The sequence below is a fragment of the uncultured Xanthomonas sp. genome (assembly GCF_964278005.1).
Lineage (GTDB): Bacteria > Pseudomonadota > Gammaproteobacteria > Xanthomonadales > Xanthomonadaceae > Xanthomonas_A > Xanthomonas_A sontii.
Window position 1 is genome coordinate 177536 of sequence record NZ_CAXYKF010000009.1, and the last position, 13625, is coordinate 191160.

Below are 13625 nucleotides of genomic sequence, written 5' to 3' on the forward strand. Positions count from 1 at the left end.
GTATCCGGCAACACCGCCACCGGCGTTCCCATTCGCGATGGATATCGGCGCCCGCCTGCATCGGGTTCGCACCGCCCACGGCCTGAGCCAGCGCGAGTTGGCCAAGCGGGTGGGCGTGACCAACAGCACCATCTCGCTGATCGAGCAGAACAAGGTCAGCCCGTCGGTCAGTTCGCTGAAGAAGGTGCTGGACGGCATCCCGATCTCGCTGGCCGAATTCTTCACCCAGGACCTGGACGCCGGCGCGGCCGATGCGCCGTTCTACCGCGCCGACGAACTGCCCGACGTCGGCAGCGACGGCATCCACTACTACCTGGTCGGCCAGCATCGCCCGCAGCGGCAGATGTGCATCCTGCGCGAGGTGATGCCGCCGGGCAGCGACACCGGCAGCGCGATGCTGGTGCACGACGGCGAAGAGGGCGGGGTGGTGGTGGCCGGCGAGGTGGAGATCACCGTCGGCAGCCAGGTGCGGGTGCTGCGCGCGGGCGAGGGCTACTATTTCGAAAGCCGGGTGCCGCACCGCTTCCGCAACGTCGGCCGCGACACCGCGGTGCTGGTCAGCGCCAATACGCCGGCCACATTCTGAGCCGCATGCGCGCCGCGCCGCCGCCGGCCGTCGCGTGCTTCCGATCCTTCCGCCGCAGCAGGAGTTTCCGATGACCGCACCCCGCACCCGCGACGCCTGGCAGGCGCTGGCCGACACGCTGCGTCCGCGCACCCAGGCCTTCATCGACGGCCGCTACATCGATGCCGCCAGTGGCAAGACCTTCGACTGCATCAGCCCGATCGACGGGCGCCTGCTCGGCCGCGTGGCCGAGGGCGAGGCCGCGGACATTGACCGCGCGGTGGCCGCGGCACGGCGCAGCTTCGAGGCCGGGCACTGGTCGCAGGCCAAGCCCGCGCAGCGCAAGAAGACCCTGTTGGCGTTGGCCCAGTTGGTCGAACGCCATGCCGACGAACTGGCCTTGCTGGAGTCGCTGGACATGGGCAAGCCGGTGCGCGATGCGCGCGCGGTGGACCTGGCGGCGACGGTGCGTTGCCTGTCCTGGACCGCCGAAGCGGTGGACAAGCTGTATGGCGAAGTGGCGCCGACCGGACAGGACGAACTGGGCCTGATCACCCGCGAGCCGCTGGGTGTGGTCGGCGCGATCGTGCCGTGGAATTTTCCGCTGCTGATGGCCGCGTGGAAGATCGCCCCGGCGCTGGCCGCCGGCAACTCGGTGGTGCTGAAACCGTCGGAGAAATCGCCGCTGAGCGCGTTGCGCCTGGCCGAACTGGTCGCCGAGGCGGGTATTCCCGACGGCGTGTTCAACGTGGTGCCGGGCTTCGGCAAGGGCGCCGGCGAGCCGCTGGCGCTGCACATGGACGTGGACGGGCTGGTGTTCACCGGCTCCACCGCGGTCGGCCGGCGCCTGCTGCAGTGCGCCGGGCTGTCGAACATGAAACGCGCGTACATGGAATGCGGCGGCAAGAGCCCGAACCTGGTGTTCGCCGATGCGCCGGACCTGGAACAGGCGGCGCAGGCGGCCGCCGCGGCGATCTTCTACAACCAGGGCGAGGTCTGCACCGCGGCCTCGCGGCTGCTGGTGGAGCGTTCGATCAAAGATGCCTTCGTCGAGCGCGTGGTCGCCGCCGGCCGCGCGCTGCAGCCGCGGCATCCGTTCGACGACGACGCGGCGATGGGCGCGCTGGTGGACGAGACCCAGACCCACCGCGTGCTCGACTACATCGCCCGCGGCAACGCCGAAGGCGCGCGCCTGCTGCTCGGCGGCAAGCGCGTGGAAGTGGTGCCCGGCGGCTGCTACGTGGAGCCGACCATCTTCGACGAGGTCGGCCACGAACACACCATCGCCCGCGAGGAGATCTTCGGCCCGGTGCTGTCGGTGATCGCCTTCGACGACGAGGCGCACGCCCTGCGCATGGCCAACGACAGCGACTACGGCCTGGCGGCGGGCGTATGGACCCGCGACATCGGCCGCGCGCATCGCGTGGCGCGCAAGCTGCGCGCCGGCAGCGTGTGGGTGAACTACTGGGATGGCGGCGACATGACCGCCCCGTTCGGCGGCTACAAGCAATCGGGCAACGGCCGCGACAAGTCGCTGCACGCCTTCGACAAGTACACGGAGATGAAGGCGACGTGGATCAATCTGGGTGAGTAGCGGGGATTTGGGATTGGGGATTGGTGAAAGCGGGGTTGCGGCCGCTCCTATAGAACAGGTGGTGTTCCAGAGCGCAGTGGCGCCACTCATCCCCAATCCCGACTTCCCAATCCCGGCTCTCTCTCCACCCGGCACGCGAAACAGCCATGCCGCGCATGATGCAGATGCAGGTAGCGCACCTGCGGGTCGGCGAAGGCGCAGGCGATCGCGGTGGCGATGCGTTCGCCCGGCTGCACGTCGGCGGCGATCAGCATGTCGCTGGCGTCGTAACCGCGCAGCGAGATCAGGCGGCGGACGATGGCATCGGGTACCTCGCCCGGCGCCGGTGCGGCGCACGTAGATCGGGCCGGCGGCGCGGTACGGGGTCTGCGCGGGTTGGTGCAGGTAGTGCAGCAACAGCAGTTCCTCGCCGGGCCGCGCGTCCTCCAGGCTGATCCGGCAGGGATAGCCGAGCGCGCTGTCGGCGCGGAGGCGCCGCGCGTGACGTGCCAGCAGCTGTGCGTCGTCGAGATCGAACAGCGGGTCGAACGCGGCGGCCGGCAGGCCGACGCAGCGGAAGCTGGACATGGGCGCTCCAGTAACGAATGGAGCGCGCAGCGTGCCGCTCGCCGCGATCCCGCGCTGGCCGTATTCGGACCCGGCATTCGACCGGTGCCCGGTCCGGCATGCGCGCAGCGCCGGGCCGGGCGGTGTGTCTCGGTAGCAATGCCGTGCCGCCGCCGCGGCGCGTCCGCGCCTCAGCGCGGCAGGTAATCGGCGAAGGCGACCGGATGCCGCGGATCGGCCGACTGCACCTGGTCGGCGTCCTTGACCAGCGCCTCGGCGTCGGGCGAAGGATTGGGGTTCATCTCCCAGCGCTGCTGGATGCGCTTGTGGAACAGCCACTGCTTGCGCTGCGCGTCGTAGCGGAAGGTGATGAAGTCGGTCCAGTGCTGGCCGCAGGAGACCCCGTTCTGCACGGTGAAGTAGCGACCCTTGGCGGCGAACGGTTCGTCGCCATCGGTGAACGGATCGCACTGGCCGCCCTCGTCGCGCTTGAGGATCACCCGGTCGTTGCGTGCCGCCAGCCGGTAGTGGCCGTCGCCCTGCTGCACGAAGATCAGCAGCGGTCGCGCCGGGGCCGGATCGCGCTGCGCCTCGCCGCGCTGCTGCAGCGCGACCAGGTAATCGGCGCGGCCGTCGCCATCGAGATCGGCCTGCAGCTGCGCCAGCGGCTGGTAGCCGGCCGGCACCTGGCGCAGCACATCGGCGGGAAGATCGGCGGCGTTGGCGGTGTGGGTGCCGAGCAGCACAAGGCCGGCGGCAAGGCAGAGGCGGAACGGGATGGGCATGGGGGGCGGTTTCGCAAACGTGGGGCCGCCAGCCTACCCGACCGGCGGGTGATGGCGGCAGCGCGACGTGGCGGCGGTGTGCGTCGCCACGTCGCGCCTTGCGCTGGGGCTTCTTGCAGCGCACAAGGAAAGGCGCCTGCCGCGCGCCGCGTCGCCGATCGCAGCCGGGTGGGGGCGCGGCTGTTGAAAGGGGGCGGCATCCGTCGTAGGTCGCTGGGTGTGCCTGCGCGGGCGCTTGGAAACGGCAGCGTGCCCACGCGCGCGGGGGACCGGGTGGCTCGGCCAGGCGCTGGCCGGCGCTTCAGCCCGCACGTGCGCGGGTCGCGTTGGCAGGGCGTGACCCGCGTTGCCAGTGGCGATTGGCCTGCCGCCCTCACAGGTGTACAACACGACGCTGTAGCATCCTTGGCAGGTAGCAAGGCGTGTCCGATCGGCGCCCGCATGAAGCTGGTCGTGGGCTGACGCGGGGAGGCGGCAGCCGCGGAAGGCCTTCCGGCGTGCGGCACGGTCGCCGACGGCGGCCACCGCTGCCGCTGGTCCGGCCGAGCGACGGGAGTGCCCCGGCATCCCCGTCGCACGGCAGAATGCGTTCGTGCTGTTCCACTGAGTCCGGAGGGTCGCGATGTATTCGGGTGCGTCATCCAGGCCAGGTGCGGTCGCGCGCGGCGTGCGTCGCCACCGCGACGGGCGCACGGCCGTCGCCCAGGACCTGGTCGCGGCCGAGGTGCCGGTGGCGTTCGCCTACAACGACACGCCGTTCGTGGTGATGATGGCCACGCCGGAAGACCTGGAGGATTTCGCGCTGGGCTTCTCGCTCAGCGAGGGCATCGTCGAGGCGCCGGCGCAGTTGCGCATCGAGGCGGTGGAAACGTATCTGGAAGGCGTGTCGCTGCGCCTGCAGATTCCGCCGACGCAGGCGGCGGCCTTACAGGCGCGGCGCCGCAACCTGGACGGGCGCAGCGGCTGCGGCGTGTGCGGCAGCGAATCGCTGGAGGCGGTGTTGCGCGCGCCGCGGCCGGTGCCGGCCGGCACCCCGATCGCGCCCGCGGCGCTGGCCCAGGCCCTTCGCGCGCTGCGCGCGCAGCAGACCCTCAACGCGCTCACCGGCGCGACCCATGCCGCGGCCTGGGCCGATGCGCAGGGCGAGCTGCAGCTGATCCGCGAGGACGTCGGCCGCCACAACGCGCTGGACAAGCTGATCGGCGCGCTGGCCGGCGCCGGCCTCGACCCGGGCGCCGGCTTCGCGGTGGTCACCAGCCGTGCCAGCTACGAAATGGCGATGAAGGCCACGCAGGCCGGCATCCCGTTGCTGGCCGCCATTTCCGCGCCCACCGCGCTGGCCATCGCGCTCGCCGACAGCGCCGGCCTCACCCTGATCGGCTTCGCCCGCGATCACGATTACGTCGTCTACAGCCATCCGCAGCGCCTAGCGCACACAGAACCCGCCGGAGAGCCCGCATGAGCAAGAAGACCATCCAGCCCTACACGCAACCGGCCGGCGGTTGGGGGGCGTTGCGCGCGGTGGCCAAGCACCTGATGGAGCAGGACGTGGCGGTGCAGGGCGCCAAGACCCTGCTGCACGTCAACCAGCCCGACGGCTTCGACTGCCCCGGCTGCGCCTGGCCCGACCGCGACCACACCTCCACCTTCGAGTTCTGCGAGAACGGCGCCAAGGCGGTGGCCGCCGAATCCACCGCACGCCGCGCCACCCCCGAGCTGTTCGCCCAGCACAGCGTCGCGCAACTGGCCCGCTACAGCGACTACTGGCTGGAAGGGCAGGGCCGGCTGACCCAGCCGCTGCGCTACGACGCCGACACCGACCACTACGTGCCGATCGACTGGGACGACGCGTTCGCGCTGATCGCCCGGCACCTCAATGGCCTGGCCTCGCCGAACGAGGCGATCTTCTATACCTCCGGCCGCACCAGCAACGAGGCCGCGTTCCTCTACCAGCTGTTCGTGCGCGAGTTCGGCACCAACAACTTCCCGGACTGCTCCAACATGTGTCACGAGCCGTCCGGCACCGCGCTCAAGGCGCAGATCGGGGTCGGCAAGGGCACCGTGTCGCTGCAGGATTTCGAACTGGCCGATGCGATCTTCATCTTCGGCCAGAACCCCGGCACCAACCACCCGCGCATGCTCGGCGAACTGCGCCAGGCGGCCAAGCGCGGCGCGGCGATCGTCTCGTTCAATCCGCTGCGCGAACGCGGCCTGGAGAAGTTCGCCGATCCGCAGGACAAGCTGCAGATGCTGCACAACGGTTCTACGCGCATCTCCTCGGACTACTTCCAGCTCAAGATCGGCGGCGATCTGGCGGCGGTGAAGGGCATCATCAAACATGTGCTGGAGCGCGACGCCGAGGCGGCCAGCAGTGGCCAGCCGCGGCTGCTGGACCTGGAGTTCATCGCCGGCCATACCGTCGGCTTCGAGGCCTTCGCCGCCGAGGTCGCGGCCGAGCCGTGGGACACCATCGTCGAGGAGTCCGGGCTGAGCGAGGCCGAACTGCGCAAGGCCGGCGAGATCTACCTCAAGGCCGAGCGGCTGATCGCCTGCTGGGGCATGGGCATCACCCAGCACAAGCATTCGGTGGCGACCATCCAGATGATCGCCAACCTGCTCCTGCTGCGCGGCCATCTCGGCCGTCCCGGCGCCGGCGCCTGCCCGGTGCGCGGCCACAGCAACGTGCAGGGCGACCGCACGATGATGATCTACGAGAAGCCGCCGGAAGCGTTCCTGGACCGGCTGCAGGCGGTGTTCGGCTTCGCCCCGCCGCGCGCGCCCGGTTACGACACGGTCGGTGCGATCGAGGCGATGGCCGACGGCCGCGCCAAGGTGTTCTTCGCCATGGGCGGCAATTTCGCCACCGCCACCCCCGATACCGACGCGACCCATCGTGCGCTGCGCCGCTGCGATCTTACCGTGCACGTCACCACCAAGCTCAACCGCAGCCACCTGGTGCACGGCCGCGACGCGCTGATCCTGCCGTGCCTGGGCCGCACCGAGATCGACATCCAGGAGGGCGGGCCGCAGCACGTCAGCGTCGAGGATTCGATGAGCATGGTGCACCTGTCCGGCGGCATCAATCCGCCGGCCTCGCCGCAGTTGCTGTCCGAGCCGGCGATCGTGGCGAGGCTGGCCGAGGCCACGCTGGGGGCGCGCAGCGCGATACGCTGGCGCTGGCTGGTGGCCGACTACGACCGCATCCGCGACCTGATCGGGCAGATGTTCGACGACTTCGCCGACTTCAACGCGCGGGTGCGGGTGCCGGGTGGCTTCCGCCTGTCCAACGGCGCGCGCGACCGCGAATGGGACACGCCGGAGGGCCGCGCGGTGTTCAAGGTGCATGCGGTGCCCACCGACAATCCGATCCACCGCGCGCGCCGTCAGCACCCCGGGCAACTGGTGTTCACCCTGGCGACCACGCGCTCGCACGACCAGTACAACACCACCATCTACGGCCTGGACGACCGCTACCGCGGCGTGTTCGGCGAGCGCCGGGTGCTGTTCATCAACGCGGCCGACATCGCCGACCTGGGCATGCGCGCCGGCGACTGGGTGGACCTGCACAGTCTCTGCGAGGACGGCGTGCCGCGCCAGGCCAAGCGCTTCCTGCTGGTCGAGTACAACATCCCGCGCGGCTGCCTGGCGGCCTACTACCCGGAGACCAATGCGCTGGTGCCCTTGTCCAGCTTCGCCGACGAGGCGCGCACGCCGACCTCCAAGTCGATTCCGGTGGTGGTCACCGCGCATCTGGCCGACGCCGCCGCGGCCGCCCCGCGCGACATCGGTGTGGCGCTTGTCCGCTGATCCGCTGCTGACCGCGCGTCTGTTGCGATTGCTGGCCGAGGCGCCGGACGGCATGGCGCTGGCGCGCGTGTGCAAGCGCCTGGACGTGCGCATGAGCGTGCTGTTGCGCACGCTGGCCTGGCTGGGCGATGCCGAACTCGCCGGGCAGCCGGGACCGGGCTGGGTGCGGGTGGAGCGCCGCGGCGAACGCGAGATCGCGGTGCTTGCCGAGGCAGGCCGAGCCGCTGCGCAGGCGGCGGGTGCTGTCTCGTCCTGAGTCGGGCGATGGCCGTCGGGCCGGCCCTGTGATGCGCACCACGGGATGCACCGAGCCTGCCAGCGCACGGCGCATTTTTTCGCCGTGTCCGCGCCGCAGGCGGTCAAGTTTGCTTCCACCATGCCGATGAGGCGATCACGCATCGCGGGTGTCGCGTCGTGTTCGCCAGGGCAGGACACTGGCACTGCGACAACGCGTGCAGGGCCCGATCCACCGACACGGCGCTCCGGGGAGGGGCCTGAGGATGTCCAGGTTGTTGTTCAAGCGCAGTCCGTTCTATTGGTCGCTGGCGACGCTGCTGATCGGCGCGGCGCTCACCACCGCGGTGGCGCTGCAACTGCAACGGGCCAACGCGCGGCACACGCAAGCGCAACTGGACGCGAAAGCCCACGTCGCCTTCGACCGCATCGAAGAGCTGTTGTCCAACTACGACCACGGCTTGCGCGGCATGCGCGGCATGATCGTCACCGCCGGCGACGAATTGCACCGCGATCAAGTGCTGCGCTACAGCCAGAGCCGTGATCTGCGCCGCGAGTTTCCCGGCGCGCGCGGCTTCGGCTTCATCCGCCGTGTCGCGGCGGCCGAGCAGGAACGTTTCGTCGCCAACGAACGCGCGCTGGGGAGCAAGGATTTCGACATCCGGCAATTGGCGCCGCACAGTGGCGACCGCTTCGTCATCCAGTACATCGAGCCGGTGGACAGCAACGCCGCGGCGCTGGGCCTGGACATCGCCTCGGAGTCGTCGCGCCGTGGCGCGGCCATGGCGGCGGCGCTGAGCGGCGAATCGCGTTTGACCGGGCCGATCACGCTGGTGCAGGCCGGCGCGCAACATGCGCAGTCGTTCCTGTTGTTGCTGCCGGTCTACCGCAGCGCCACCACGCCGCCAACGGCGGCGCAACGCCTACGCGAGCTGCGGGGCTGGACCTACGCGCCGCTGCTGATGCCGCAGGTGATGCAGGCGCTGGATCTGGATCCGCAGCGGATCGAACTGACGCTGAGCGACGAGAACGCGGATGCTGGCGCGACGCCGTTCTATCGCAATGTGCCGCAGGCCACGCTCGCGCAGGCGCCGCGTGCCGAGTTGCGACGCGACGTGATGGGACGGCACTGGCGGATGGACATGGTCGCCAGCCCGGCCTTCGTCGCCGCCAGCGCGCGCTGGTCGGTGCACGCCGCGGTGCTGGGTGGCGCGCTGCTCAGCGTGCTGGCGTCGGCGCTGGCGTTCGCGCTGTGCAGCAATCACCTGCGGCGCCGGCAGATCGCCCGCGACCAGGCGAACCTAGTCGCGGTGGTGCAGAGCTCGGCCGACGGCATCATCGGCAAGACCCTGGAGGGCGTGGTCACCAGCTGGAACCGCGCTGCCGAACAACTGTTCGGTTTCAGCGAGGCCGAGGCGGTGGGCCGGCGCCTGGGCGAGCTGATCGTGCCGCCGGAACTGATGCACGAGGAGGAGTCGGTACTGCGGCGGATCGGGCGCGGCGAGGACGTGCCGTACTTCGAGACCGTGCGCCGGCATGCCGATGGACGCATGATCGACGTGCTGGTCAGCGTCTCGCCGATCTACAACGCCCAAGGCCGGCCGATCGGCGCGTCCAAGACGGTGCGCGACATCTCCGAGCAGAAGGCGGTACGTGCGCAGATCCTGGCCCTGAACGCCACCCTGGAAAGTCAGGTGGCGGCGCGGACCGCCGAGTTGAGTCGCAGCACCGCGATGCTCGAAGGCGTGCTGAGCGCCGCCTCGGAAGTGGCGATCATCGCCACCGACCGCGACGGCACCATCACCCTGTTCAACACCGGCGCCGAGCGCCTGCTCGGCTACCGCCGCGAGGACGTGGTCGGCACGCTGACTCCCGCTGCGTTCCATCGGGCCGAAGAGGTGGCCGCCCGCGGCGCGATGCTGGCCGCCGAACTCGGGTATCCGGTGGAAGGCTTCCGCGTATTCGTGGAAAAGACCGAGCGCGATGGCGCCGACATCTGCGAGTGGACGTATGTGCGCCGCGACGGCACGACCCGCCAGGTGAGCCTGGTGGTCACGGCGATCCGCACCGCACAGGGCGAACTCTCCGGCTACCTGGGCATCGCCCTGGACATCAGCGAACGTCAGGCCGCCGAGCGCTCGCTGGCGCGCAGCATGGCCCTGACCCAGGCGATCCTGGACACGGCGGTCAATCCCATCATGACCTTCGATGCGCGCGGCAAGGTGCGCTCGGTCAATCGCGCCGGCGAGCGCGTATTCGGGTACGGCGCCGAGGAGATCGTCGGTGAGGACGTGAGCCGGCTGATGCCCGAGGCGGCCTCCAGCCTGCACGCGGCGATGGCGGCCGACGTGCCGCCGACGGGCACGTGGCCGGAACGCGTCGACAGCGCCCACGAACTGCAGGCGCTGCGCAAGAACGGCGATGCGTTCGCGATCGAGATCAGCCTCGGCAGTATGTGGATGGACGGCGAATACCTGGTGGTCGGTGTCATCGCCGACATCACCGAGCGCAATCGCCAGCGGCAGGCGCTGACCCGCGCGCACGACCAGCTGGCGATGGCCGCCGATGCCGCCGAACTCGGCATCTGGACCTGGACCCCGGGCGACGACGCGCTGGAATGCAACGAGCGCATGTACGACCTGTACGAGTGGCCCGCGGCTTTGCGCGAACGCGGCTTGCGTTATTCCGATTGGCGGGTGAAGGTGCACCCGGACGATATCGCCATATCCGAGGCCAGCCTGCAGGCTGCGATGGAGCGGGGGACGGTCTACGACCCGGTGTTCCGGGTGCAGTGCAGCGACGGCGGCCTGCGGCATATCCAGGCCGGCGCACACACCGAACGCGATGCGCAGGGCCGGGTCACCCGGGTCATCGGCATCAACCGCGACATCAGCGCGCAACTGCAGGCCGAGCAGGACCTGCGCCAGGCCAAGGCGCGCGCGGACGAGGCCAGCCAGGCCAAATCCTCGTTCCTGGCCAACATGAGCCACGAGATCCGCACGCCGATGAATGCTGTGCTGGGCATGTTGCAACTGCTGCAGCGCACCGCGCTGGATGCGCGCCAGGACGATTACGTGGGCAAGGCGCAGAAGGCCGGCAAGTCGCTGCTGAGCCTGCTCAACGACATCCTCGACTACTCCAAGATCGAGGCCGGCAAGCTGCAGCTGGACCTGCATCCGTTCCGCATCGAGGAGTTGCTGCGCGACCTGGCGGTGGTGCTGGCCGGCAATCATCAGCGGCCGGAAGTGGAGATCGTGTACCAGCTCGACCGCGGTATCCCCGATCGCGTGATCGGCGATGCGCTGCGCCTGCAGCAGGTGCTGATCAACCTGGCCGGCAACGCGCTCAAGTTCACCGAGCACGGGCATGTGCGCTTGCGCGTTGAACTGCTGCAGCGGCAGGCGCAGGCGGTGACCCTGCGGATGATCGTGGAGGACACCGGCATCGGCATCAGTGCCGAGCAGCAACAGCGCATCTTCCACAGCTTCACCCAGGCCGAGGCCTCGATCAGCCGCCGCTTCGGCGGCAGCGGCCTGGGCCTGGTGATCAGCCGGCGCCTGATCGGCATGATGGGCGGCGAGCTGCAGGTGCACAGCGTGCTCGGCGAGGGCAGCCGGTTCTGGTTCGATCTGCCGCTGATGCTGGATGCCAACGGCGAGGCGGCGGCTGGATGCGGCTGCGCGCGCCCGCGGCATGTGCTGGTGGTCGACGACAGTGCGCTGGTGCGCGAGGTACTGACCGACGCGCTGGGCGCCTGCGGCTGGCAGGTGGAGGGCGTCGCCAGCGGTGAGGACGCGGTGGCGCGCGCGATCGCGGCCGAGCGCGAGGGCGCACGCTTCGACGCCGTGTTGATGGATTGGCGCCTGCCCGGCATCGACGGCGTCACCGCGGCGGCGCAACTGCGCGCGATGTGCGCCGCGCCGCCGTTGGTACTGATGCTGACCGCCTACCAGAGCGAACTGCTGGGCCAGACGCAGCGCCACGTGTCGCCGCCGTTCGCCGATCACCTGGTCAAGCCGGTGACGCCGTGCCAGGTGATCGAAGCTCTTGAGCGGGCCTGGAGCGGGGGTGCCAGGATCGCTGCGCCAGTGCCGGTGTCGCAGCGCGCGGCGCGTCTGCCCGGGCTGCGCGTGCTGGTGGTCGAGGACAATGCGCTGAACCGGCAGGTGGCCGAGGAATTGCTGTGCGCCGAGGGCGCGCAGGTGGCGCTGGCCGAGGACGGCCTGTCCGGCGTTCAGTGCGTGCGCGACAGCGGCCAGGTCTTCGACGTGGTGGTGATGGACATGCAGATGCCGCGCGTGGATGGCCTGGAGGCGACCCGGCGCATCCGTGCCGACGCGCGTTTCGCGCGATTGCCGATCCTGGCGATGACCGCCAATGCGGCGCAGGACGACGTCGACGCCTGTCTGGCGGCGGGCATGGATGCGCATATCGGCAAGCCGATCGATCTGGAACAGATGGTGGAGGCGCTGCTGCGCCTGAGTGGCCGCACCGCCGCGCCGGCATCGGTGGCCCCGCAGCCGGCGCCGCCCGAGCCGGCGGCGCCGGCTGCGCTCGATGCGATCCTGGCGCGGTTCGGCAACAACGCCGGCCTGTTCGTGCGCATGCTGGACGCCTTCGCCGAGGAGCACCGCACGCTGCTGCAGCGGGTCGAGGCGGCCTTGCGGCAGGGCGATGCCGGTGCCAGTGCCGATGCCGCACACGCTTTGAAAGGCAGCGCCGCGACGCTGGGTGCCGCCACCCTGGCGCAGGCCGCTGCCGTGGTGGAGCAGGACGCCCGCGGCGGACGCCTGCCCGACGTCGCGGCGACGCTGGCGGCGCTGCGCGCGGCGGCCACGCAGGATCTGGAGGCGCTGCGCACCGCGGCCGCGCCGCTGCGCGCGCCCGCGCCACCTGCCGGCATGGATGCCATGGCCGAAGACGCCCTGTTGCCGTGGTTGCGCGCGCTGGAGCCGCTGCTGCGCCATTCCGACCTGGCCGCATTGACCCTGCTGGAGCAGGCCCCTCCGGCCATCGCCGGCGCCCAGACAGGCGACGCGCTGCGGCTGCGCGAGCAGGTACAGACGCTGCGCTTCGACGACGCCCTCGTCATCCTGAACACCCTGTTGGAGACCGCTTCCCGATGAGCGATTTCGCTGCCTACCGACGCCTCGCCCCGCAGGGACGGCGCCCGCGTGTGCTGATCGTGGACGACCAGCCGATCAACATCCACGCGCTGCACGAACTGCTGCGCGACGCCTGCGAGGTCAGCATGGCGCTGGATGGCGCGCGCGCCCTGGCCTTGTGCCAGCAGCAGCCGCCGGACCTGGTGCTGCTGGACGTGATGATGCCGGAGCTGGACGGACTGCAGGTCTGCCGCCGGCTCAAGGCCGACCCGGCGACCGCGGACATCCCGGTGGTGTTCGTCACCGGGCAGGATGCGCCGGAGGACGAGGTCGCCGCGCTGGAAGCCGGCGGCGCCGATTTCATCAGCAAGCCGGTGCAGCCGGTGGTAGTGCGGGCGCGGGTGCAGAACCATCTGATCATGAAACTGCAGAGCGACCTGTTGCGCGAGGTCGCGCTGCTGGATGGGCTGACCGGGGTGGCCAACCGCCGCCGTTTCGACGACGCCCTGGCCACGCACTGGCAGGCCTGCCTGCGCGAAGGCAAGCCCTGCGGGGCGCTGATGATCGACGTGGACTACTTCAAGCGCTACAACGATCACTATGGCCATCAGCTCGGCGATGGCTGCCTGCGCGCCGTTGCCCAGGCGCTGGCCGGCTGCGTGCTGCGCCCGCACGATCTGCTCGCCCGCTATGGCGGCGAGGAGTTCGTGGCGTTGCTGCCGGGCAGCGATGCCGATGGCGTGCGCGAAGTGGCGCAGCGCATGCTGCAGCGGGTCGCCGAGCTGCAGCTGGCGCACGACGCCTCGCTGGTGGGGCCATGCGTGAGCATCAGCCTGGGCGGCGCGGTGGCGGTCCCCCAGGCGGACGCCAGCCCCGCACAACTGCTGGCGCAGGCCGATGCGCAGTTGTATCTGGCCAAGCAGGGCGGGCGCGCGCGGGCCTGCGTGGGGTGATGCGCCGCGCCGGCGATCGTTGCCTGCGCAACAAAG

At 70.4% G+C, this 13625-nt stretch carries 8 protein-coding genes and 1 pseudogene; 7 read left to right on the forward strand and 2 right to left on the reverse strand.

Features of this window, described 5'->3' with window-relative positions:
- The first annotated feature begins 37 nt into the window (after positions 1–37).
- Together ACHWVH_RS06460 and ACHWVH_RS06465 are read left to right on the forward strand one after the other, a co-directional pair.
- Entirely contained in the window at positions 38–586 is a 549-nt protein-coding gene (locus ACHWVH_RS06460) for a cupin domain-containing protein (RefSeq protein ID WP_017915752.1), read from the forward strand.
- Between the two features lie 70 nt (positions 587–656).
- Positions 657–2159, forward strand: a complete 1503-nt coding sequence (locus tag ACHWVH_RS06465) for an aldehyde dehydrogenase (protein WP_295927732.1) — start codon at positions 657–659, stop codon at positions 2157–2159.
- A gap of 86 nt (positions 2160–2245) precedes the next feature.
- Here the strand turns inward: ACHWVH_RS06465 and ACHWVH_RS06470 are convergent.
- Positions 2246–2726: pseudogene (locus ACHWVH_RS06470) on the reverse strand (DUF1203 domain-containing protein).
- 170 nt (positions 2727–2896) lie between these two features.
- A complete protein-coding gene (locus tag ACHWVH_RS06475; protein ID WP_153750258.1) occupies positions 2897–3490 on the reverse strand; it encodes a hypothetical protein in 594 nt (197 codons plus the stop codon).
- A gap of 622 nt (positions 3491–4112) precedes the next feature.
- On the opposite strand from ACHWVH_RS06475, the gene fdhD reads away from it, so the two are divergent.
- From fdhD to ACHWVH_RS06500, 5 genes are all read left to right on the forward strand, one after another.
- Complete coding sequence (gene fdhD, locus ACHWVH_RS06480; protein ID WP_295927727.1) at positions 4113–4952, forward strand: formate dehydrogenase accessory sulfurtransferase FdhD; 840 nt, start codon at positions 4113–4115, stop codon at positions 4950–4952.
- The gene (locus tag ACHWVH_RS06485) at positions 4949–7297 is read left to right on the forward strand and encodes an FdhF/YdeP family oxidoreductase (protein WP_043092400.1); all 2349 of its coding nucleotides are present in this window, start codon (positions 4949–4951) and stop codon (positions 7295–7297) included. Before fdhD ends, ACHWVH_RS06485 begins: the two co-directional genes overlap by 4 nt.
- Complete coding sequence (locus tag ACHWVH_RS06490) at positions 7287–7553, forward strand: hypothetical protein (RefSeq protein ID WP_295927725.1); 267 nt, start codon at positions 7287–7289, stop codon at positions 7551–7553. The genes ACHWVH_RS06485 and ACHWVH_RS06490 overlap by 11 nt, the downstream gene beginning before the upstream one ends.
- Before the next feature lie 244 nt (positions 7554–7797).
- The gene (locus tag ACHWVH_RS06495) at positions 7798–12657 is read left to right on the forward strand and encodes a PAS domain S-box protein (protein WP_394686858.1); all 4860 of its coding nucleotides are present in this window, start codon (positions 7798–7800) and stop codon (positions 12655–12657) included.
- Positions 12654–13589: a diguanylate cyclase domain-containing protein gene (locus ACHWVH_RS06500; protein ID WP_284468623.1), complete on the forward strand. Its 936-nt coding sequence runs from the start codon at positions 12654–12656 to the stop codon at positions 13587–13589. The genes ACHWVH_RS06495 and ACHWVH_RS06500 overlap by 4 nt, the downstream gene beginning before the upstream one ends.
- The last annotated feature ends 36 nt before the right edge of the window (positions 13590–13625 follow it).